This window comes from Chitinolyticbacter meiyuanensis (assembly GCF_008033135.1).
Lineage (GTDB): Bacteria > Pseudomonadota > Gammaproteobacteria > Burkholderiales > Chitinibacteraceae > Chitinolyticbacter > Chitinolyticbacter meiyuanensis.
Genome location: NZ_CP041335.1, coordinates 3,465,767 through 3,488,749, shown reverse-complemented (window position 1 = coordinate 3,488,749; position 22,983 = coordinate 3,465,767). Strand labels below are relative to the sequence as shown.

Annotated in this window: 15 protein-coding genes, 2 tRNA genes and 3 rRNA genes; 15 read left to right on the top strand and 5 right to left on the bottom strand. The window is 61.0% G+C overall.

What is annotated here, in order from left to right; all coding sequences use genetic code 11:
- Positions 1-11: 11 nt before the first annotated feature.
- Together FLM21_RS16645 and FLM21_RS16640 are read right to left on the bottom strand one after the other, a co-directional pair.
- Positions 12-500, bottom strand: a complete 489-nt coding sequence (locus FLM21_RS16645) for a DUF7931 domain-containing protein (RefSeq protein WP_148716638.1) — start codon at positions 498-500, stop codon at positions 12-14.
- Positions 466-1,587, bottom strand: a complete 1,122-nt coding sequence (locus FLM21_RS16640) for a cupin domain-containing protein (RefSeq protein ID WP_148716637.1) — start codon at positions 1,585-1,587, stop codon at positions 466-468. Before FLM21_RS16640 ends, FLM21_RS16645 begins: the two co-directional genes overlap by 35 nt.
- An 82-nt stretch (positions 1,588-1,669) precedes the next feature.
- Between FLM21_RS16640 and FLM21_RS16635 the strand changes: the two genes are divergently transcribed.
- From FLM21_RS16635 to FLM21_RS21410, 3 genes are all read left to right on the top strand, one after another.
- Complete coding sequence (locus FLM21_RS16635) at positions 1,670-2,137, top strand: peroxiredoxin (RefSeq protein WP_148716636.1); 468 nt, start codon at positions 1,670-1,672, stop codon at positions 2,135-2,137.
- Between the two features lie 5 nt (positions 2,138-2,142).
- The gene (locus FLM21_RS16630) at positions 2,143-2,622 is read left to right on the top strand and encodes an FKBP-type peptidyl-prolyl cis-trans isomerase (protein WP_148716635.1); all 480 of its coding nucleotides are present in this window, start codon (positions 2,143-2,145) and stop codon (positions 2,620-2,622) included.
- Positions 2,623-2,903: 281 nt separating this feature from the next.
- Positions 2,904-3,728 (top strand): acetyltransferase, encoded by an 825-nt coding sequence (locus FLM21_RS21410; protein ID WP_246120746.1) that lies wholly within the window; start codon positions 2,904-2,906, stop codon positions 3,726-3,728.
- A 1-nt stretch (position 3,729) separates the two neighbouring features.
- On the opposite strand, the gene FLM21_RS20900 is transcribed toward FLM21_RS21410, so the two are convergent.
- From FLM21_RS20900 to prmB, 3 genes are all read right to left on the bottom strand, one after another.
- Entirely contained in the window at positions 3,730-3,894 is a 165-nt protein-coding gene (locus tag FLM21_RS20900; protein ID WP_187359949.1) for a hypothetical protein, read from the bottom strand.
- A 140-nt stretch (positions 3,895-4,034) separates the two neighbouring features.
- A complete protein-coding gene (locus tag FLM21_RS16620; RefSeq protein ID WP_148716634.1) occupies positions 4,035-6,278 on the bottom strand; it encodes a beta-1,3-glucanase family protein in 2,244 nt (747 codons plus the stop codon).
- A gap of 206 nt (positions 6,279-6,484) precedes the next feature.
- Positions 6,485-7,393 carry a 50S ribosomal protein L3 N(5)-glutamine methyltransferase gene (prmB, locus tag FLM21_RS16615; RefSeq protein WP_148716633.1) on the bottom strand — a complete coding sequence of 303 codons (909 nt, stop codon included), beginning with the start codon at positions 7,391-7,393 and terminating at the stop codon, positions 6,485-6,487.
- Between the two features lie 216 nt (positions 7,394-7,609).
- Between prmB and FLM21_RS16610 the strand changes: the two genes are divergently transcribed.
- The 12 genes from FLM21_RS16610 to hpnD all read left to right on the top strand — a co-directional run bounded on the left by FLM21_RS16610 (position 7,610) and on the right by hpnD (position 22,979).
- On the top strand, positions 7,610-8,947 hold the full coding sequence (locus tag FLM21_RS16610) for a DEAD/DEAH box helicase (protein ID WP_148716632.1): 1,338 nt from the start codon (positions 7,610-7,612) through the stop codon (positions 8,945-8,947).
- A 3-nt stretch (positions 8,948-8,950) separates the two neighbouring features.
- Positions 8,951-9,403 (top strand): YiiD C-terminal domain-containing protein, encoded by a 453-nt coding sequence (locus tag FLM21_RS16605; RefSeq protein WP_148716631.1) that lies wholly within the window; start codon positions 8,951-8,953, stop codon positions 9,401-9,403.
- Positions 9,404-9,754: 351 nt separating this feature from the next.
- Complete coding sequence (locus FLM21_RS16600; protein ID WP_148716630.1) at positions 9,755-12,070, top strand: glycosyl hydrolase family 18 protein; 2,316 nt, start codon at positions 9,755-9,757, stop codon at positions 12,068-12,070.
- A 114-nt stretch (positions 12,071-12,184) separates the two neighbouring features.
- Complete coding sequence (locus tag FLM21_RS16595; protein ID WP_148716629.1) at positions 12,185-14,269, top strand: PhoX family protein; 2,085 nt, start codon at positions 12,185-12,187, stop codon at positions 14,267-14,269.
- A gap of 493 nt (positions 14,270-14,762) precedes the next feature.
- Positions 14,763-16,296 (top strand): 16S ribosomal RNA (locus FLM21_RS16590).
- A gap of 173 nt (positions 16,297-16,469) precedes the next feature.
- A tRNA-Ile gene (locus FLM21_RS16585) sits at positions 16,470-16,546 on the top strand.
- A 38-nt stretch (positions 16,547-16,584) separates the two neighbouring features.
- A tRNA-Ala gene (locus FLM21_RS16580) sits at positions 16,585-16,660 on the top strand.
- A gap of 239 nt (positions 16,661-16,899) precedes the next feature.
- Positions 16,900-19,789 (top strand): 23S ribosomal RNA (locus tag FLM21_RS16575).
- Positions 19,790-19,961: 172 nt separating this feature from the next.
- Positions 19,962-20,074, top strand: a 5S ribosomal RNA gene (gene rrf / locus FLM21_RS16570).
- The 16S, 23S and 5S rRNA genes sit together here with 2 tRNA genes alongside, the layout of an rRNA operon.
- A gap of 262 nt (positions 20,075-20,336) precedes the next feature.
- A complete protein-coding gene (gene aroC / locus FLM21_RS16565) occupies positions 20,337-21,440 on the top strand; it encodes a chorismate synthase (RefSeq protein WP_148716628.1) in 1,104 nt (367 codons plus the stop codon).
- Positions 21,441-21,449: 9 nt separating this feature from the next.
- Positions 21,450-22,085: a DUF4136 domain-containing protein gene (locus FLM21_RS16560; protein ID WP_148716627.1), complete on the top strand. Its 636-nt coding sequence runs from the start codon at positions 21,450-21,452 to the stop codon at positions 22,083-22,085.
- A gap of 57 nt (positions 22,086-22,142) precedes the next feature.
- A complete protein-coding gene (gene hpnD, locus FLM21_RS16555) occupies positions 22,143-22,979 on the top strand; it encodes a presqualene diphosphate synthase HpnD (RefSeq protein ID WP_148716626.1) in 837 nt (278 codons plus the stop codon).
- Positions 22,980-22,983 lie beyond the last annotated feature (4 nt).

Genomic DNA, 22,983 nt, shown 5'->3' with positions numbered 1-22,983 from the left:
CGATGCGTTGATCACAGCCGCAGTCGCTGCCAGGCGATCTCGACTTCGGCGTACTGCAGCAGGTTGTCCCAAACCTCGTTGAGGCCGGCGATGACCCGGCCGTCGTCGCTGGTTTCGCCGCGCGGCCAGTCGAAGTGATGGCGCTTTACATAGCGGGTGTTGTCCGCGATGGCGAAGCCGGCGTGCCACAACTCAGGCGCCTGAGTGATACGCAGCATGGTGAAGCGGTGCGACCAGGTTTCGCGCAGGTCGAGGATGCGCGGGCAATGTGCGGCGATATGATCGGGCTCCAGCGCGAGCAGCGTCACCTTCAGTTCATCGTGCTCGGCAAAGCCGCGTGCTAGTGCTTCGGCGAACGCGCGGCTGGAAAGGCCGGTTTCGGCGAAGTTCTTTTCGAACAGCCTCAGCTCACGCCGGGCGCTGGCAATCAGCGCTAGCAGCGCAGCCTCGTATTCGGCGTTGCGATCAAACGTGTGCGGGGTAAAGGTAGCCGTAGTCATAGCAGGTATAGAGTGCTTCCAGAGTGGCTTCATCATAGTCGCCGGGTGGCAATCCGCGCGCGTCGGCTAGGCGGAGCAGGTCCGGCCGGGCGGCGGGCTCGGCGTCCAGTTCGTCGCCATTCAAGTAGATGTGATCGGCGTCGTAGAGCATCTGCGATTTCAGATCGAGCGCCACGCCGTGTTCGGCCACTTGCTCGGCGAATTCGTCAAAGTCGAGCGCGGCTTCGGGCGGCTCGAAGAACACATGGGCCTTGGGCTCGGTGAAATAGCGGCCAGTGAAGCGGGCCACCATCTCGTCATCCCAGCGGATGGCGCCGAGCATGCCGCCGATGTCGGCGGTGAAGCCGGTATCGATCAGGCCTGGTGTGGCGGTCGGCTGGCGTTGTGGATCGGCATACATGCCATCGGCCTGCAACTCATCCTGCAGGAATTCGAGAAAGCGGTTGGCGATCTCCTGCTGGGTGGGCGCGCGAAAGCCGATGCTGTAGGTCATGCCTGGATCGAGCGCCACGCCGTGATGGGCGTACTTGGGCGGCAGGTACAGCATGTCGCCGTGCTCCAGCACCCATTCCTGTTGCGGCGAGAAATCCTTGAGCACGCGGATCGGCGCATCCTCGATGAAGTTGGCCGCATCATCGCTGGAGATCTGCCAGCGCTTCCTGCCGCCCACCTGCAGCAGAAAGACATCGTAGGAATCGTAGTGCGGGCCGACCGAGCCGCCGGGCGGTGCGTAGGAAATCATCAGGTCGTCCAGCCGGTAGTAGGGCAGGAAGTTGAAGCGGTAGAGCAGCTCGGCGATGTGCGGCACATGCTGGTTCACGTTCTGCACCAGGATGGTCCAGTCGGTTTCACCGAGCTTGGCGAAGCGCCGCGCCTCGAACGGGCCGTGCTCCATGTGCCAGCGGTCGCGCTTGAATTCGATCAGCCGCGATTCCACGTCGTCGCGCTGCGCCAGCGCCTTGAGCCGGGGGAAATCCATCAGCTCCGGAAAGTCGGTGACGGCGCCACGGACCAGCAGCGGCTTCTTTTGCCAGTACTCGGTGAGGAATTGTTGCGGGGTGATGCCGCCCAGCAGTGTTGTGCTCATGGCAGTGGTGGCTATAACGGTGACAGATGACGGCAATTATCTCATCCGCGCTCGCCGCGGGCATCCAATACCACGAGGCCGCATGCTGAACCCTGGAGAACACGCCCCCGATTTTGCGCTGCCGACGGCCAGCATGGAGCTGCTTCAGCTGTCCGAGCTGCTGCGCGAGCACCATGTGGTGCTCTACTTCTTCAACAAGGATCACACGCCTGGCGGCATCGCCGAAGCGGTGGAATTCAGCGACCGGGTGTCCGCCTTCGCCGGCCACAATGCCCGCATCCTGGGTGTGAGCATGGACGATTGCCTGGAGCATGAGGTCTTCCGCGAGGAGCAGGGCATCGAGTTCGACCTGCTCTCCGACGCCGAGGGGGAGGTCAGCCGCAGCTACCATGCGCTGCGGGAGTGGTCCGCGAACGGCGTGATAAGATACGGCATCGAGCGCTCGACCTTCGTGATCGAGCAGGGTGGGCTGATCCGCCATGCTTTCTATCATGTGTCGCCCAAGGGCCACGCGGCACAAATCCTCTCACTTGTTCAAACCCTAGGATGACCTTGATGCAAATCGCCAAAGACACCGCCGTCACCATCGAATACGAGATGTACGATGCCGAAGGCAAGCTGATCGACAAGACCGAGGAGCCGATCGCCTATCTGCATGGCGGTTACGACAACATCCTGCCGCTGGTTGAGGAAGCGCTGCACGGTAAGGGCGTGGGCGACAGCATCGACGTCACCATGGAAGCCGACGACGCCTTCGGCGAGTTCGAGCCCGAGCTCGTGCGCACTGAGGAAAAGAGCGTGTTCCCAATGGAGGTCGAGGTCGGCATGATGTTCGAGGCCGATGATCCGGAAACCGGCGACGTGCTGCTGTTCCGCGTCACCGAGATCGAAGGCACCCAGGTCACCGTCGACGCCAACCATCCGTTCGCTGGCATGAAGATCCGCTTCGTTGGCAAGGTGCAGGAAGTGCGTGCCGCCACCGCCGAGGAAATTGCCCACGGCCATGTGCACGGCGCCCACGGCCACCATCACTGAGCCCGTGCGGCCTCCGCCGCTGCTGCCAGCACAAGCCCGCCGCCCAGGCGGGCTTGTTGTTTTCCGGCTTCTGCCCGTGCTCGCGGTGCGCGAGTGTGCGGCAACAGAAGAGCCAGGTTCGGCGGCTTCGGTGTTCGGTTTGAGATATCCGCATACCCGCAGCTGCTTCTTGCCCTGGCACTGGCACAACCATGCTGTATCCGGATCGTGGTCATTCCGGATTGTCGCACCCCGTGCAATTGCGCAACACTGGGGCGCCTTCCTCACCCGCGATTGACCGAATGACCGCAACGCTGCGCCCTGCGCGTCCCGACGATCTGCCCGCGCTGTTTGCTGTATGGCGCAATGCCGTGCTGGCGACCCACCAGTTCCTGTCCGCCGACGACTTCGCCTTCTACGAGAGCCTGGTTCGTGACGTGTACCTGCCACAGGCCCACCTCACCGTGGCGGTGGATGCCGCGGATGTGCCGTTGGGTTTCATCGGTTGCACCGGCAGCCAGATCGATGCCTTGTTCGTCGATCCCGTCGCGCATGGCCAAGGCATTGGCAGCCGCTTGCTGCGCAGCGTGCGTCAAACAGGTGGTGGGTTGCTGGTCGACGTGAACGAGCAGAACCTTGGTGCGCGGGCGTTCTATGAGCGCATGGGCTACAGCGTGGTCAGCCGGCGCGAGCATGACGACGCTGGCCGGCCTTATCCGGTGCTGGGCTTGGTCGCGAGTGATCAGCCCTGGATCGTAGTGGTGGCGCTTGCTTGCGTGCGCAACGGCCGCCTGCTGGTGGTGCGCAAGCGTGGCACCAGCCGTTTCATGCTGCCCGGTGGTAAGCCGGAACCCGGCGAAACCTCGTTGGTTGCGCTGGCGCGGGAGATTGAAGAGGAGCTGGGTTGTGGCGTCACCGGGCTCGATCCACTCGGCCGCTTCGCCGCACCCGCCGCCAACGAAGCGGCCCACAGGGTGCTGGCGGATATCTTTACCGGCGAGCTGGTCGGGGAAATTGCCGCGGCAGCGGAAATCGAGGCCGTCGATTGGCTGGATCTGCAGGCGCCTGAGCTGCCGTTGGCACCGCTATTAGAAGACGCAGTATTGCCCGTGTTAGCTGCAAGCTGAATCAGCGCTCGTCATCGAGATCGAACAGCTCTTCGGCCTCGTCGTAGAGGCGTGCGGATGCAGGGGGCGGGGCGAGTTCGCGGATGCGGTTGAGCCGGTGCTGCAGCCAGGCGCAGGTGCCTGGAGCCAAGTGGGGAGCGGCGAAGGGGGCAAAATCGTGGTTCATGCGGACCTCAACATACAGGGGCGCAGTGTGCCGGAACGATGTGACAGCCAGATATCCGCGTGCTGCCGCTAGTCGTGTCAGCCGTTGCCTACAAAAGCAAGCCCGCCGGATGGCGGGCTTGTCGTTTGCGGTGAAGCGGATTACCAGCCCACGCTCACCACCAGGGCCTTGGGCGAGCCATGCTCCAGCAGGCTGCTGTGACCGCGGACATCGTCATAGCAGAAGCCGTAGGCCAGACCGTCGATGCTGTGGTCGTGCCAGAACTTGGCGAAGAAGTTCGCCGGTCCTTGCAGGTAGTAGTAGCTGGCGTTGCTCCAGTTGGCCGGGTCGACCGTGATCAAGAGGTGGCGGTTGAAGGCGGCGGTGATCTGCGCCTGCACCACCAGTTCCTGCGAGGCGGTGACACCATCGCTGGAGGTCGGCGTGGCCAGATTGCCGGAGCCTTCCAGGATGTCCTGGGTGATCGGCTTGCCCTTGATGTACAGGTTTTGCGGGCCACCATCCTTGCTGAACACGAAGTCGTTGCCGATCACGCGGCCGCGGAAGGTACCGGCCTCGGCCGTGAACACCAGATCACGTGTGCGGTAGTAGTCCCACACCTGGTTCACGTAGTTGTCGAAGTAGTTGCTCGACGCGCCGCCGTGGCCGAAGCCGGCCTTGCCTGGTGCAACGATGCGGTACGGCTCTTTCACCAGCTTCTGGAACTCGGCCGGCATCTCGGCCTTGAAGGCGGCGAAGATCGCGGCGCGGGACTGGGTCTCGCCCAGCGTGCGATCGAAGCCATCCTTGCCGATCAGGCGGGTACGGATCGGGAAGCCGAACTGGTCGACGCGGGTCGAGTTGCCGTGATAGCCGTACTGGTCGACGGTGAATTCCACCCACTCGAAGTACACGTCCTGGTTCGGATCGGTCGGGTTGCCCAGATCAGGCCCGGCGAAGCCGGTACGGCCATCACCTGCGGTATTGATCTTGATGTAAAGCGGCGAGCCGACGCTGACGAACATGCGGCCGGAATCGATCCGCGGCAGCGATACCCAATTGGCTTCCGACAGCTTGTAGAAGTAGTTGGAGTAGTTCTGACCGTTCTTCACCAGGCGGTTCGGTGCGTCGTTGTCGGAGACCGAGGCCGGGATCAGGTTGCCGTTCTTGTCCACCCACGACAGCATCTTGGTGGCCGGGTTGTAGCCGATCACCGACCAATACACCTGGTCATCGCGATAGGCGCCGTTGGTCTCGTTCTGCAGCTTCAGCGTCATCACGTTCGGGCCGACTGGGATGTCGCCGGGGATCGGGGTCGGGGTTACGCCGGGAACGGGCGTCGGGGTCGGCGTGGTGCCGGTGCTGAAGTTGATCCAGTTCAGGTTCCAGCCGCCGCTGGCCGCATGCACGCGCAGTACCTGGTTGCCGGCCGGCAGCGTGACACTGGTCGATACGGTGGTCCAGCCCTGCCAGTTGCCGGTATTCGGCACGGCTACGCTGCCTAGCACGGTGCCGGATGCGTTACGCAGCTGGATGCTGCCGCCGGCCGCGGTGGCGGCAACGCGGAACTGCACGGTGTAGCTGCGGGCGGTGGCGACGTTGACGCGGTAATCGAGCCAGTCACCGGTTTCCACCCAGCCCACGTTGAGGCCGGCTCCGGTATCGGTGGTGGCTTCGGTCTGCACACCGCTCATCGCAGTCCAGGCTTCGGCCTCGAGCTTTCCTGGCACGGCTGCACCCGGTTGCGGCACTGGCGTGGCGGTCGGTTGTGGAGTGGGGGTGACCGCTGGCTTGGGGGTCGGGGTGGCTGTGGGGCGCGGGGTCGGCGTGGCGGTGCCGCCGCAGCTGCCACCGGTTTTCCACAGGGTCGGCGTGGCGGCGGGATTCCAATTGGCACCGACATAGGCGGTATGCGTGACAAGGGCGGTGTAGCTCGCGCCGTTGTAGCTGACCACGCTGCCTGCGGCGTAGGTGTTGCCTTCGGCCCAGACGGCGCAGCTGCCGGAGGCCGGCGGCGTGGTCGGGGCGGCGGTGGGCGGCACCGGCGTGGCGGTCGGCTGCGAGGTGCCGCTGCCGACGGTGTAGCTGAAGCTGCCGGTGTCGAAGGCCGGCGTGCCGTTGTTGTAGGTGAATGAATAATTGATCACGTTGCCACTGGCAACGTCGACCTTCTGTTCATAGCGGGCGTTGGCACTGCTGAAGGCCATGCGCACGTTCTGCTGCGCCCCGTTGTTGACCTTGTAGTGGATGTCCGCCCAGCTGGTGTTGACGCTGGATTTGAACCAGACGGTGGCAACGGAGCCGCTGACGCTCACGCCCTGGGTGTAGTCGGCGGCAAGTGCCGCACGCGCAAAGCACAACAGGCCGACCAGCAGGGTCAGCCACACTCTCCATCTCTGTATCATTTTTATCGCTCCTGGCGGTGTGGACCCGAGGCGAACCATCGGGCGCTGCCTTGTGTGGGCAACGCCGATATGAAAGGGCTTTCATTTTGTGATGTCAATCACATCCGGCACGAACGGAGTTCGTTGCGGGATTTGCGGAAACGAGAGGGGTTGGAGCAAGGGGCGTGGTGCATCGCGCACCACGCCGGGGCGATCAGCGCCGACGCTCAGAAGCCGGCTTCGACCAGCATCTCGCGGGTGAGGAGGAACACAAAACCATCACCGCCCGAGGTATCGAGCCAGACGAAGGGCAGCTGCGGATAGGCGGCTTCCAGCGCTTCGCGGTTGTGGCCAATCTCGACCACGAGCACGCCCTGCGGATTGAGATGGCCGCTGGCGGTCTGGATCAGCCGGCGGGTCACGTCGAGGCCGTCGTCGCCGCTACCCAGCGCCAGCTCCGGCTCATGCAGGTATTCGGCCGGCAGTTCGGCTACCGATTCGGCGTCGACATACGGTGGGTTGGAGACGATCAGATCGTAGACCTCGCCCTCCAGCGGCTCGAACAGATCGCCATCGATGAGATCGATCTGCTCACCCAGGTTGTAGTTGGCAACATTGATCTCGGCGACGTCGAGCGCGTCCGGCGAGAGATCGACCGCGTCGATCAATGCATCCGGGTAGGCGTGGGCCAGCAGGATGGCGAGGCAGCCCGAACCGGTGCAGAGGTCGACGGCACGGTGTACCAGCTCCGGGTGCTCGATCCACGGCGAGAACGCGTCGTCGCGCAGCAGCTCGGCAATGAAGGAGCGCGGCACGATCACGCGCTCGTCCACGTAGAACCGGTGGTCGCCGAGAAAGGCTTCGCGCGTGATGTAGGCCGCCGGAATGCGTTCGACCGCACGCCGCTCGATCGCGGTGATGGCGGCATCGACCTCCTGCGGCAGCAGGCGGGCGTCGAGGAACGGCTCCAACGTGTCGAGCGGCAGCTTGAGCGTTGCCAGCAGCAGGTAGGCGGCCTCGTCGTAGGCGTTGTCGGTGCCGTGGCCGAACACGAGCTCGGCCTCGGCGAAGCGCGAGACGGCAAAGCGCAGGCAGTCGCGCAGGGTCTGGAACTGGTCGCGGGCGAGGTCGTACATGGCGGGCTCCGTGGAACGCAGGGCGGGACGCGTTCAAATCTGCCGCAGTGTAGCCCATCGTGTCGCACCGCAGCGTGACGATCTGCCACCGGCGCAGCGGGTGGCCTGTAAGCGCAGTATGCAGCGCGTGAGGCTTGGTGTACCATTTCCCGCTTTTCTTCAAACACTTGGCGCAGTTTGGCGCCGCGACGCGGGAAGCGGAAGGGTAAATCAGGCATGACGTTTGCATCATTGGGGCTGGCGCCCGAAGTGCTCAAGGCAGTCGAAGAGCAGGGCTACGAGAACCCCACCCCGATCCAGGCGCAGGCGATTCCCTCGGTGCTGGCCGGGCGCGACATGCTGGGCGCGGCGCAGACGGGTACCGGCAAGACGGCGGCGTTCACGCTGCCCATCCTCACCCGGCTCGCCCCGCACGCCAACACCAGCGTCTCACCCGCCCGCCACCCGACCCGTGCACTGATCCTCACCCCGACGCGGGAACTGGCCGACCAGGTATACGAAAGCGCCAAGACCTACGGCAAGCATCTGCCGTTGCGCAGCCACGTGGTATTCGGCGGCGTCGACATCAACGGCCAGACGCCGCAGCTGCGCGCCGGCGTCGAGGTGCTGGTTGCCACGCCAGGCCGGTTGCTCGATCACGTGCAGCAGAAATCGGTGAACCTGTCGCAGGTCGAGATCCTGGTGCTGGATGAAGCCGACCGCATGCTGGACATGGGCTTCATCCTCGACATCAAGAAGATCGTCGGCTTGCTGACCAACCGCAAGCAGACCCTGCTGTTCTCGGCGACGTTCTCGCCCGAGATCAAGAAACTGGCCGGCGAGTTCCTCAAGGATCCGGTCGTCATCGAAGTGGCGCGGCAGAATGCGACCAACGACAACGTCGAGCAGTTGCTGCACCCGTGCGAGACGTACCGCAAGCGTGCCCTGCTGGCGCACCTGATCCGTACCCACCAGATGAGCCAGGTCATCGTGTTCAACCGCACCAAGCAGGGTGCCGATCAGGTGGCGCGTGACCTCAAGCGCGACGGCTTCAACTGCGAGGCCATCCACGGTGATCGCGACCAGAAGGCGCGTCTGGAAACGCTGGCACGCTTCAAGGAAGGCACGCTGCAGGTGCTGGTGGCGACCGATGTCGCCGCGCGTGGTCTCGATATTTCCGAGCTGCCCTTCGTCGTGAACTTCGAATTGCCGAACAATCCGGAAGACTATGTGCACCGCATTGGCCGCACCGGCCGTGCCGGCGCCAAGGGCGTGGCGATCTCGCTGGTCGATCCGGGCGAGGACAAGGCCTATGCCTTGATCCAGAAGCTGATCAAGAAGGAACTGCCGCTCACGCCGGTGCCGGGCTATTCGCCGGGCACTACGCGGCCCGAGTCGCCACGGCGTGAAGAGCCACGCCAGGAAACGTACCGCGGGCGCGAACGCAGCACGGCGCGCGCCACCCACGCGGCGCTCGAACCCAACATCCCCACCATGCCCAAGCTGCGCGAGAAGCCGCTGAACCAGGTTGCGGCGCTGTTCCTGCCTCCCAGGCCACGGCTCGATCCCCAGTAATCAATGACCGCCACCTTCGCTGCCCGTTGGCAAGATCGTCTGCACGACGGCTTTCCATTGCTGGCGGCGATGCAGCTGCAGGTGGTCGGCGATGCCGGGCATTGGCAGCTACGGGCGCCGTTCTCCCCTAATCGCAACAATCACGGCACTGCCTTTGGTGGCAGCCTGGCCACGCTCGCCATCATTACCGGCTGGATGGCGGCGTCGCTGCTCGCCGACCCGGATTGCGAAGTGGTGATCCAGTCCGCGCATCATGACTACACCGCCCCACTCACCGGGGATCTGGTCGCGACTGCCCTGCCGGTGCCGACCCAGGCTGCATCGCAATTCACCCGGGCGGTAGCGCGCCAGCGCCCTGCACGGCTCGAGGTTCGGGTGCGGGTACAGGGGGTGGATGGCGCGGTGGTCGGCGAATTCGTCGGGCGCTATGTCGCGCTGCCGGTGCAGCCCATCTAAGCAGGATGGGCCCTGGGGAAGGGGGCGGGTGCGACAGCTCTCCGCTGCTTAGGACCGAATTCCATCCGTTTTCTTACGTCGCACCGCCTGCGGCAGCATCGCGGTTTCCGTTGCTCATGCCTAGCCCGCCCCAAGAGTGTTTTCACGGGGTCCCTTGTTATGATTAATAAAATCAACAGGTTGATTGTTGTTTGTTCGGCGCGCCGTTTCATGGGCAACGTCGGATTTGCCCCGGTGCACGCTGCTGCTGTGCCATTCCCGCAACCGCGTGTCGCTGACGGGTGATTGCAGCGGTGTTTCATGCGATTTTTGCCGCTGTTGCAGAACAGCCGCGCGGCGGCATGAGAACCAATGAGGTCTGGGGCATACATCCTGAAGGGCATCGCGCTGCTGGCGTTCGTACTCGCCACGGTGGGTGCATGGGCCGAACCCATCGTGGCCGGCTATTTCGCCTCCTGGGCCACCTACCACCGGCCCGCACCCTTCGAGCGCATCCCGTTTGCCCGGCTCTCCCACCTGATCTATGCCCAGGCAGCCCCCACCGCCGATGGCGATGTGGTGTCGACCGATTTCGTCGCCGATTTCAATCACGCCTATCCGGCTGAACGTGGCTGGCCCGCGGCGCGTGGCAACTTCGCACGGCTGCGGCAGATCGGCGCGCACTACCCGGCGCTGAAGCTGCTGATTTCCGTTGGCGGCTGGGAGGGCTCGCGCCATTGGCCGACTGTGGCGGCCGATCCAGCCAAGCGACAACGCTTCGCCAGGCAACTGCGGGCCTTTATTGCACAGCATGGTTTCGACGGTGCGGTCATCGACTGGCGCTACCCCGGCACCGGTGGCATCGCAGGTATGGCCGCAAGTACTGTCGATGGGGCAAACCAGCTGGCGCTGGTCGAGGCGGTACGCGCCGAATTTGCCGAGCAACAGCCGCGTCCGTTGCTGGCGGTGACTGTCGGTGGCAAGCAGGATCAGTTGAGCGCGCTTGCCTTGCCGCAACTGGTGCTTGCCGCCGATTTCGCCATCGTGCTCGCTTTCGATTACCACGGTGCCTGGGATCGCCGTACCGGGCACAACGCGCCGCTATCCGGCGATGGCGACAGTGTCTCGGCCGCGATGCGCACGCTGGCGCTGCGCGGCGTGCCCGGTTCGCGGCTGGTACTGGGCATAGACAATCAGGGCGATGGCTGGACTGGTGTGCCGAATTCGGTGCACGGCCTGGGCCAGCAGGCGCAGGGCGCGCTGCTCGGCAGTTGGGATGACGAGGACAGCGGGCCTAGCGGGCGTATGGATCTTGATGAAGTGCTGGCGCTGCAGGCGGCACCGGGTACGCAAAGCCACTGGGACGACGCTGCCCAAGCGGAGACGCTGTACGTGCCGGCCCAGAGCGTGTTCGTCAGTTTCGAGAGTCCGCGTGCGCTGTCGGCCAAGCTCGCCGAGGCCGATCGGCGTGGCTATGCGGGAGCGGCGCTGTGGGAGCTTTCCGGCGAATTCAATGGCGACGGCAGCCTGCTGCGGCAGATTCATACCCACTACACGCCATGGGCCGGGCATTGGCAAAGCGTGCTCGACGCCTGGCGGGAGCGCCCCGCCTGGTTCGATCCATTTGCCGGTGGTGTCGTGACCGCGCTGTTGATGCTGCTGGGGGGGCATTGGTTGCGCGAGTGGCGCACCGAGCGTCGACAGGTACTGGCGGTACGCGATCAGCGGGCGCAGTTGTGGGCCTTGTTGCCACTGCTGCGAGCATTGCGTGAGCAGGCCTGGTTGCGCCGGATCGATGCAAACGCTTCGCCGGACTGGTTGCGCTGGCAGCAGCAGGCGTTGCGGGTGGAAACACATCTACGTGTGCTGGCTCCGCCGCGACCGATCCTGACCCAGGCCAGCGCGGCCATCGTCCCCGAATACGCGGTGTCGGATATCGTCGTTGCCAATGAATATACGGATGCCCCGGCCGAGAGCCTGGGCAGGTTGGCAGCGCTCAACGCACTGCTGGCCGAGCTGGGCGAGCAGCGCAGCGCAGAGCGCATGCTGGAAGTGGTGATGCAGTTCCTCGCCAATCAGGATGCGGTGGCGGCGGTGGCACTGCTGCAGGATGGTGAGCCGGTGCAGCAGCTCGGGGATGGTCAGCTCGCCGGCGATCCGGTACTGCCGCCCGGCGTGCATTTCAATGCCGATCGCACTCGGGCCTGGCTCAATGCCGATGACGGCTCGGATTTCCAGCTGGCACTGGCGTTTATTGCGCCCGCCGATGGCGAGGACGAGGCGCTGCTCTTGCATTTGGCGCAGCAGATCCGGCTGGTGCGTCAGCATCTGACGGAGCTTACGCGCCAGCCGCATGTATTGTCGGAGCTCTACGAGATCGCTTCGCGGCGCGACAAGCTGCTGTTCATCCGCGCCGACAAGGGTTATAGCGGCATCCATACCGCCGACGGCGGCATGCCGTTGTACGTGACGTTGCGCCTGCGCGCGATCCGCCTCTACTTCCCCGAAGAGGTGTTGCTTCAGGTACACCGCTCCTATCTGGTCAATCCACGCCGGGTGACGCGTGCGCAGCATGTTGGCAAGGGGCAATACGAGCTACTGATCGGCAAGCAGGCCATCCCGGTGCGGCGCCAGTATCTGGCGCGGCTGCGTGAGCTCTATCCACAGTGGTTCGTCGTTGCGTCATGAAAACGACTTCAAGAAGTCACCTCCAAGACACGTCGCTGTAAACAGCGCTCCAGATAATCGCCCGGATTTTCGAACCGGCTTGTACGCCGGGCCGACCAACCCAGGAGCGATACCATGAGTGCTTACGACCAGGACGATATCCCGTCCAACCTCAGCAACAACGAACACTTCAACGAGGTGGTGGACCGCGTCGTCTCGCGTCGCAACATCCTCAAGAGCGGCCTGGGCCTGTCGGCGGCCATGTTCCTCGGTGGCTCGCTGGCGGCCTGTGGCGGCGATGGCGGCAGCTCGCCGTCGCCCACCCCGACGCCGGTGCCCGGCACGCCCACCCCGGTACCGACGCCCGTACCGCGCGCCAGCCTGGGCTTCACCGCCGTGCCGGCAGGTAGCGGCAGTAATATCGTGGTGCCGACCGGCTACAAGTATCAAGTGCTGGCACCGTGGGGGTCGCCGCTATTCAACAATTCGCCGGCCTGGAAGGGCGACGGCTCGGAAACCGCGGCCGACCAGCTGCTGCAGGTGGGGGACAACCACGACGGCATGCACTTCTTCCCGTTCACCGATGCTGCCGGCAAGGAAAAGAGCGATGAAGGCCTGCTGGTGATGAACCACGAGTACATCAACGGTGAATACTTCTATAAGCCGGAAGCCGGCCAGACCTACCCGAACGTCTGGAATATCGACAAGGTGCGCAAGGCGCAGAATGCCCACGGCGTTTCGGTCATCCACATCAAGCGCGAAAGCGGCGTGTGGAAGGTGCAGGTAGGCTCGTCCTACAACCGTCGCATCACCGCCAATACCCCGATGCAGCTCACCGGCCCGGCCGCCGGCCATGCACTGATGCAGACCAGCGGCGATCCGTCCGGTACCGTGGCGCTCGGCACCATCAACAACTGCGGCAACGGCTGGACGCTGTGGGGCACCTACCTCACCTGTGAAGAAAACTTCAACAACTACTTCGGCACCACAGCCGGCGCCGATACCCGCTCCGACCTGATGAAGCGCTATGGCGTGACCGCCCGTGGCACCAGCTATCGCTGGGAAGAACTCGACAACCGCTTCGACTATGTAAAAGAGCCGAACGAATCCAACCGCTTCGGCTGGATCGTCGAAATCGATCCGTGGGATGTGAACTCGATCCCGAAGAAGCGCACCGCCCTTGGTCGCATCAAGCACGAAAACTGCGCGATGACGTTATCCAAGGATGGCCACGTGGTGGTCTACATGGGCGATGACCAGGCCGACGACTATGTCTACAAGTTCGTCTCGAGTGGCGTCTACAATGCCAGTAACCCGCAAGCCAATCGCAACCTGCTCGAGACTGGCAAGCTATACGTTGCCAAATTCAAGGCCGGCACGGTCGCCGGGGACATGATGGGTGATGGCGAGTGGGTGCTGCTCGACAAGACCGCCAATGCAACGCTGGCCGCGGACGCCCGCTTCGCTGATCAGGCCGAGGTGTTGATCAAGACGCGTTGGGCCGCCGATGCCGTCGGCGCCACCAAGATGGACCGTCCGGAGTGGGTCACCGTGCACCCGACCACTGGCGAGGCTTATCTGACGTTGACCAACAACAGTGGCCGTGCCGTCACCGACGAAGCCAACCCGCGCGCGCAGAACCGCTACGGCCAGATCATCCGCTGGCGCGAATCCGGCAGCGACGCCGCTGCACTGACCTTCGAATGGGATCTGTTCGTGCTGGCAGGCAACCCCAACGCCTATCCGGATCGCACCAATCTCAAGTCCGGCTCGGCCAATGTCACCACCAACAACACCTTCAACAGCCCGGACGGCCTTGCCTTCGCACCGAACGGCCTGCTGTGGATCGAAACCGACGGCAGCAACGCCAACACTGGTGACTACGCTGGCCAAGGCAACAACCAGCTGCTGGTGGCCGATCCGGTGACCAAAGAGATCCGCCGCTTCCTGGTCGGTCCGGACGGTTGCGAAATCACCGGCCTAACCTTTACGCCGGACGTGAAGACGGTCTTCATCAACGTCCAGCATCCGGGCGAAGTCAGCGGCCCGAATGCGCCGACCGTTCCGGTGGGCCAGACCATGCAGGACCTGATCAACGCCGACGCCACGGTATTCAGCCATTGGCCGCAGGGCGAGCCGGGCATCACCGGCAACGCCGGTCGCCCACGTTCGGCTACCGTGGTGATCTGGAAGGAAGACGGCGGCGTGCTCGGGGTCTGATCGAGTCACTGACGCAGGACCAGGCCGCGTTGCGCGGCCTAGTGATGAACAAAGCCGCCCTTCGGGGCGGCTTTGTCATTGTTGTCTTTGAGGGGGGATGCTGGCTTAAAGCGCGATGTGGCGAGCTCAAGCCCATCTCTTTTAGGTCGTCTGATCGAGCCCCCCACTGCTTCCACGCCGATGCTATTGCCATGTTCCGTTGCGGTTCAGGGGTTTAGCGGATTGGGCGGAAGAATTTTGCGGGGAGGTGTTGACGGGTGTGTGGGAGGGCCGTATAGTTCGGCTTCTTCGCTGCTGACACAGCAACGAAACAAGCGAAACGAAGAGTTTAGCAGGTTTCGGCGGTGCAGCGGTTCTGATCTTTAACAAAATACAGCCGATGCGTGTGAGTGCTTGGTGGGAAACCAACAAGTGCTCGCACGAGACGAAAGAAAATCATCTTCGGATGATTCCTTGAGTTAAGTACGAGCCAAAGTACTAAAGCTAAGTGATTAAACAAAAGAGTTTGATCCTGGCTCAGATTGAACGCTGGCGGCATGCTTTACACATGCAAGTCGAACGGTAACAGGGACTTCGGTCCGCTGACGAGTGGCGAACGGGTGAGTAATACATCGGAACGTGCCTATTAGTGGGGGATAGCCCGGCGAAAGCCGGATTAATACCGCATACGCCCTGAGGGGGAAAGTGGGGGATCGCAAGACCTCACGCTATTAGAGCGGCCGATGGCTGATTAGCTAGTTGGTAGGGTAAAGGCCTACCAAGGCGACGATCAGTAGCGGGTCTGAGAGGACGACCCGCCACACTGGGACTGAGACACGGCCCAGACTCCTACGGGAGGCAGCAGTGGGGAATCTTGGACAATGGGCGCAAGCCTGATCCAGCAATGCCGCGTGGGTGAAGAAGGCCTTCGGGTTGTAAAGCCCTTTTGTCAGGGAGCAAATCCTTGGAGCTAATATCTCCCGGGGATGAGAGTACCTGAAGAATAAGGACCGGCTAACTACGTGCCAGCAGCCGCGGTAATACGTAGGGTCCAAGCGTTAATCGGAATTACTGGGCGTAAAGCGTGCGCAGGTGGCTTGTTAAGAGCGATGTGAAATCCCCGGGCTCAACCTGGGAACTGCATTGCTGACTGGCTCGCTAGAGTGCGGCAGAGGGGGGTGGAATTCCACGTGTAGCAGTGAAATGCGTAGAGATGTGGAGGAACACCGATGGCGAAGGCAACCCCCTGGGCTGACACTGACACTCATGCACGAAAGCGTGGGGAGCAAACAGGATTAGATACCCTGGTAGTCCACGCCCTAAACGATGTCTACTAGTTGTTGGGGATTTCGATCCTTAGTAACGCAGCTAACGCGTGAAGTAGACCGCCTGGGGAGTACGGTCGCAAGATTAAAACTCAAAGGAATTGACGGGGGCCCGCACAAGCGGTGGATGATGTGGATTAATTCGATGCAACGCGAAAAACCTTACCTGGTCTTGACATGTACGGAACCCTTTAGAGATAGAGGGGTGCCTTCGGGAGCCGTAACACAGGTGCTGCATGGCTGTCGTCAGCTCGTGTCGTGAGATGTTGGGTTAAGTCCCGCAACGAGCGCAACCCTTGTCCTTAGTTGCTACCATTCAGTTGAGCACTTTAAGGAGACTGCCGGTGACAAACCGGAGGAAGGTGGGGATGACGTCAAGTCCTCATGGCCCTTATGACCAGGGCTTCACACGTCATACAATGGTCGGTACAGAGGGTCGCCAACCCGCGAGGGGGAGCCAATCTCATAAAACCGATCGTAGTCCGGATTGCACTCTGCAACTCGAGTGCATGAAGTCGGAATCGCTAGTAATCGCGGATCAGCATGTCGCGGTGAATACGTTCCCGGGCCTTGTACACACCGCCCGTCACACCATGGGAGTGGGTTCTACCAGAAGTAGCTAGGCTAACCGCAAGGAGGCCGGTTACCACGGTAGGATTCATGACTGGGGTGAAGTCGTAACAAGGTAGCCGTAGGGGAACCTGCGGCTGGATCACCTCCTTTCAAGAGCAAGGTTCTCTTGCCAAGTACTCACACTCATCGGCTGTAAGTTGAAGATACGGAGAACTGGGTCATGTAGATGACCCGGGGAAGAAACTGGGTCAGTCGCTCAGCCGGCGTAGATTATCTAAATGATGATGGCGCGGGTGGCGTGAATGGTCTGGTGGAAGAAAACTGGGTCAGTAGCTCAGTCGGTTAGAGCACCGTCTTGATAAGGCGGGGGTCATAGGTTCGATTCCTATCTGACCCACCATTTACCGCTTGGTGGATGGGAAGACAGTTTGATCCGATGGGGGCATAGCTCAGTTGGGAGAGCACCTGCTTTGCAAGCAGGGGGTCGTCGGTTCGATCCCGTCTGCCTCCACCAACACCGAATGTCTGGAAGGATTCAGAAGCAAAGTCATTGCAAGATGCAGTGGGTTTGCTTCTGACTGCTTCAGTTGGACGAGTATTAAACTCTGTATCTGATCTTTAACAAGATAGAAGAAGCAAGACTCAAATTTGTTTTAATTGGGTTTGATTGTATCGAGTTCTGAATTCGACAAGTCGAAGGATTCAGACGTCGCAAACACTGTAATCAAGAACACATCGTGTTTGAGGTTATAGGATCAAGCGAATAAGTGCATCTGGTGGATGCCTTGGCGATCACAGGCGATGAAGGACGCGGCAGCCTGCGAAAAGCTGCGGGGAGCTGGCAAACGAGCTTTGATCCGCAGATGTCCGAATGGGGAAACCCACCTCTTTTGAGGTATCCATGACTGAATACATAGGTCATGTGAAGCGAACCAGGGGAACTGAAACATCTAAGTACCCTGAGGAAAAGAAATCAACCGAGATTCCCAAAGTAGTGGCGAGCGAAATGGGAAGAGCCTGTATGTGATAGTCATTGTTTTAGTGGAATGGTATGGAAAGGCCAGCGATAGTGGGTGATAGCCCCGTACACGAAAAGACAATGGTGGTACTGAGCATACGACAAGTAAGGCGGGACACGCGAAATCCTGTCCGAAGATGGGGGGACCATCCTCCAAGGCTAAATACTCGTGATCGACCGATAGTGAACCAGTACCGTGAGGGAAAGGCGAAAAGAACCCCGGGAGGGGAGTGAAATAGAACCTGAAACCGGATGCATACAAACAGTGGGAGCCCCCTCGTGGGGTGACTGCGTACCTTTTGTATAATGGGTCAGCGACTTACGTTCAGTAGCGAGCTTAACCGAATAGGGGAGGCGTAGGGAAACCGAGTCCGAATAGGGCGTTTAGTTGCTGGGCGTAGACCCGAAACCAGGTGATCTATCCATGGCCAGGATGAAGGTGCGGTAACACGCACTGGAGGTCCGAACCCACTAGTGTTGCAAAACTAGGGGATGAGCTGTGGATAGGGGTGAAAGGCTAAACAAACCTGGAAATAGCTGGTTCTCCCCGAAAACTATTTAGGTAGTGCCTCAAGTATCACTAACGGGGGTAAAGCACTGTTATGGCTAGGGGGTCATCGCGACTTACCAAACCATGGCAAACTCTGAATACCGTTAAGTGCGAGCTTGGGAGACAGACATCGGGTGCTAACGTCCGGTGTCAAGAGGGAAACAACCCAGACCGCCGTCTAAGGTCCCAAATGCTAGATTAAGTGGAAAACGAGGTGGGAAGGCATAGACAGCCAGGATGTTGGCTTAGAAGCAGCCATCATTTAAAGAAAGCGTAATAGCTCACTGGTCGAGTCGTCCTGCGCGGAAGATGTAACGGGGCTCAAATCTAGAACCGAAGACGCGGATGTATCTTTGATACATGGTAGGGGAGCGTTCCGTAGGCCTGTGAAGGTGGCTTGTAAAGGCTGCTGGAGGTATCGGAAGTGCGAATGCTGACATGAGTAGCGTTAAAACGGGTGAAAAGCCCGTTCGCCGAAAGCCCAAGGTTTCCTACGCAACGTTAATCGGCGTAGGGTGAGTCGGCCCCTAAGGCGAGGCTGAAAAGCGTAGTCGATGGGAAACAGGTTAATATTCCTGTACCGATTCTGAGTGCGATGTGGGGACGGAGAAAGGTAGGTCAGCCGGGTGTTGGATGTCCCGGTTTAAGCGTGTAGGTGGGGGATTTAGGCAAATCCGGATCCCTGTTAACACTGAGGCGTGATGACGAGGTCTCATTGAGACCGAAGTGATTGATCCTATGCTTCCAGGAAAAGCCACTAAGCTTCAGCTCAGAATTGACCGTACCGCAAACCGACACTGGTGGGCAGGATGAGAATTCTAAGGCGCTTGAGAGAACTCAGGAGAAGGAACTCGGCAAATTGACACCGTAACTTCGGGAGAAGGTGTGCCACTGTAGGGTGAAGCGACTTGCTCGTGGAGCTCGAAGTGGTTGCAGTGAAAAGGTGGCTGCGACTGTTTATCAAAAACACAGCACTCTGCTAACACGAAAGTGGACGTATAGGGTGTGACGCCTGCCCGGTGCCGGAAGGTTAAGTGATGGGGTGCAAGCTCTTGATCGAAGCCCCGGTAAACGGCGGCCGTAACTATAACGGTCCTAAGGTAGCGAAATTCCTTGTCGGGTAAGTTCCGACCCGCACGAATGGCGTAACGATGGCCACACTGTCTCCTCCTGAGACTCAGCGAAGTTGAAATGTTTGTGAAGATGCAATCTCCCCGCTGCTAGACGGAAAGACCCCGTGAACCTTTACTGTAGCTTTGCATTGGACTTTGAACGGACTTGTGTAGGATAGGTGGGAGGCTTTGAAGTGGTGACGCTAGTTGCCATGGAGCCGTCCTTGAAATACCACCCTGGTGCGTTTGAGGTTCTAACCTAGGTCCATCATCTGGATCGGGGACCGTGCATGGTAGGCAGTTTGACTGGGGCGGTCTCCTCCCAAAGTGTAACGGAGGAGCTCGAAGGTCACCTAGGTACGGTCGGACATCGTACTGATAGTGTAATGGCACAAGGTGGCTTGACTGCGAGACCGACAAGTCGAGCAGGTGCGAAAGCAGGACATAGTGATCCGGTGGTTCTGTATGGAAGGGCCATCGCTCAACGGATAAAAGGTACTCCGGGGATAACAGGCTGATTCCGCCCAAGAGTTCACATCGACGGCGGAGTTTGGCACCTCGATGTCGGCTCATCACATCCTGGGGCTGTAGCCGGTCCCAAGGGTATGGCTGTTCGCCATTTAAAGTGGTACGTGAGCTGGGTTCAAAACGTCGTGAGACAGTTTGGTCCCTATCTGCAGTGGGCGTTGGAAGTTTGAGGGGGGCTGCTCCTAGTACGAGAGGACCGGAGTGGACGCACCTCTGGTGTACCGGTTATCACGCCAGTGGTATCGCCGGGTAGCTAAGTGCGGAAGAGATAAGCGCTGAAAGCATCTAAGCGCGAAACTTGCCCCAAGATGAGACTTCCCTGGGAACTTGATTCCCCTGAAGGGTCGTTCGAGACCAGGACGTTGATAGGTCAGGTGTGGAAGCGCAGTAATGCGTTAAGCTAACTGATACTAATTGCCCGTGAGGCTTGATCCTATAACCTGAGCCGCGATGGTTCGGGTGTTGTGACGAGACTCGATACAAACCCTGAACAAATTTGAGTGTGGTGTGGTGAGGGACGCGAATGCGGACACAAGCCAGGCCATGAAGTAGTGCTTCTTCTATCGAATTCAGCGAAACGATAACAGTCGTAACGCAACCAGTTACGTCTGGCGACCATAGCGAGTTGGCCCCACGCCTTCCCATCCCGAACAGGACCGTGAAACGACTTAGCGCCGATGATAGTGCGGATTCCCGTGTGAAAGTAGGTCATCGCCAGACTCCCCATCGAACCCCCTGATGCCGCGCATCAGGGGGTTTTTGTTTGGTCTTATGGGGGAGGTCTTGGAGGCGTTCCGCAATAGGGACTGCGATGTTCACTGCCGTGCCGCAACTGGGGTTGCTTGCTGAAGCCAGCAGAGGTGAAGAAGCGCATATAGGCCGAACTGGGACGTTATGGCGGCTCGCCAGACTGCTTGACCTGGCGTGTTAAAATATCCGGATTCGAATCGATAGGGCGCGGTTGCGCCGCAGGGGAATCGCGATGTCCGGCAGTACGCTAGGCCTGTTGTTTACCGTCACCTCGTTCGGCGAAAGCCACGGCCCCGGCATTGGTTGCGTGGTCGATGGTTGCCCTCCCGGCATGACATTGTCGGTTGAGGACATCCAGCTGGAGCTGGATCGTCGCAAGCCTGGTACCAGCCGCCACGTGACACAGCGCAAGGAAGCGGATGCCGTCGAAATTCTCTCCGGTGTATTCGAAGGCAAGACCACCGGGCACCCCATCGCGCTGCTGATTCGCAATACCGACCAGCGTAGTCAGGACTACGGCAAGATCGCCGAGACCTTCCGCCCCGGTCACGCCGACTACACCTACTGGCACAAGTACGGCATCCGCGACTATCGCGGTGGTGGCCGCTCCTCGGCGCGCGAAACCGCAGTGCGGGTTGCCGCCGGTGCCATTGCCAAGAAGTGGCTGCTGGAAAAATATGGCATCGTGATCCGCGGCTACATGAGCCAGTTGGGCGAGATCGAGATTCCATTCCAGAGCTGGGAAGAAGTGGGCAACAATCCGTTCTTCTCGCCGAACGCAGGCATCATCCAGCAGTTGGAAGACTACATGGATGCGATCCGCAAAGAGCGTGACTCGGTCGGTGCCAAGATCACGGTGGTGGCAGAGCACGTGCCAGTGGGCTGGGGTGAACCGGTCTATGATCGGCTTGATGCCGAGATCGCCTTCAACATGATGAACATCAACGCGGTGAAAGGCGTGGAAATCGGCGCCGGCTTCAAGTCAGTGGCACAGCGCGGCTCGCAGCACTGCGATGAGCTGACGCCGGATGGCTTCGCGGCCAATGAGGCCGGCGGCATTCTTGGTGGGATTTCTACCGGCCAGGATATCGTCGTCAATATCGCCGTTAAACCCACATCCAGCATCGCCCAGGAGCGGCGCTCGATCGACAAGCAGGGCAATCCGGTGCTGATGGCAACTACCGGCCGCCACGACCCGTGCGTCGGTATCCGGGCGACGCCGATTGCCGAGGCCATGCTCGCCCTGACACTGATCGACCACGCGCTGCGCCATCGCGCACAATGTGGCGACGTGGTGGTCGATACCCCGCGCATTCCGGGGAAGCTCGCCCGCTAGGAGTCCGGCATGTTGCGTGGTCTGGTTGTGTTGCTTGCCGTGCTGCTCACCGCTTGTGCCACGCCGCAGTTCGTTGCCGAGGTCAACGTGCGGCACGACCTGAACGAGCCCTTTGCCGGCAAGCGTTTTGCTTTCCAGCGTGGAGCGGGCCAATCGCAGAGCCTGTTGCAACGTGAAGTAGAAGTGCGAGTCGGTGATGCGCTTGCGGCACAAGGCCTGATTCAGGTCGAGCGAGATACGGATGCGGACTGGCTGGTGGCACTGGATTATGGCGTCGACGACGGCAAGACCGTGGTCACGCAGCAGCCGGTGTGGGGCACGGTGGGCTACAGCATCTACTACCAGCGCATTAGTACTGGCAATGGCGTGGTACTGGTGCCGAGCTACTTCCCGGAAACCGGGATCGTCGGCAGCGTGCCAGTGACCGACACCGTTTACACCCGCCACCTCGCGGTGGACATCCTTGATCGTTTGCGCTTGCAGGATGGTGGCTTTGCCAAGCGCTATGAGGGCAGGGCGCGTAACCAGGCCGATAACCCGCAGTTCGATCCGGCCCTGCCGTGGCTCACTCAGGCGCTGTTCCAATTCTTTCCTGGCTTTTCCGGGACGACCCGCGAAGTGCGCTTCGATCTGCCGCAGCGCTGAATGCCAGATTAGCCGGCACTGGTACAATGCGCCCCCAGCACATCGCCGGATCACATCGTGACGCCAGACCAATACTGTGAAGACAAGGCTGCCCAGAGCGGCTCCAGCTTCTACTACAGCTTCCGTTTCCTGCCGCAAGCGCAACGACTGGCGATCACCGCGCTCTACGCCTTCTGCCGCGAGGTCGACGACGTGGTCGACGAGTGCCACGACGAGAACGTTGCCCGCACCAAGCTCGCTTGGTGGCGGGCCGAGATCGACAAACTGTATGCCGGTGCGCCTGAACATCCGGTGACCCGCGCACTGGTGGGGCCGGTGCAAACGTTCGAGCTGCAGCGCGAGCATTTCCTCGAGATCATCGATGGCATGCAGATGGATCTGGAGCAGGCGCGCTACAACAGCTTCAAGGATCTGCAGCTCTATTGCTACCGCGTCGCCTCCGTGGTCGGGTTGATGGCCGCGCGCATCTTCGGTTATGAAGACAAGGACACGCAGAAGTATGCGCACGACCTTGGCATCGCGTTTCAGCTGACCAACATCATCCGCGATGTGGGCGAGGATGCGCGCCGCGGCCGCATCTATCTGCCGGTCGAGGAATTGCAGCGCTTCAACGTGCCGGCGGCCGATCTGCTCAACTACCGCGAAACGCCCGAGTTCAAGGCGCTGATGCTGTTCCAGATCGAACGCGCTGAGCAGTATTACGACAAGGCCATCGCCCAGCTGCCGCGCGTTGACCGTAAGCGCCAGCGCACCGGCCTCGTGATGGCGGCGATTTATCGCGCCACGCTCGATGAAATCAAGCGTGATGGCCCCGAAAAAGTGCTGAATCAGCGGCTGTCGCTCACGCCGATCCGCAAGCTGTGGCTGGCCTGGCGCACCTGGTGGTTTGGCTGAGCCG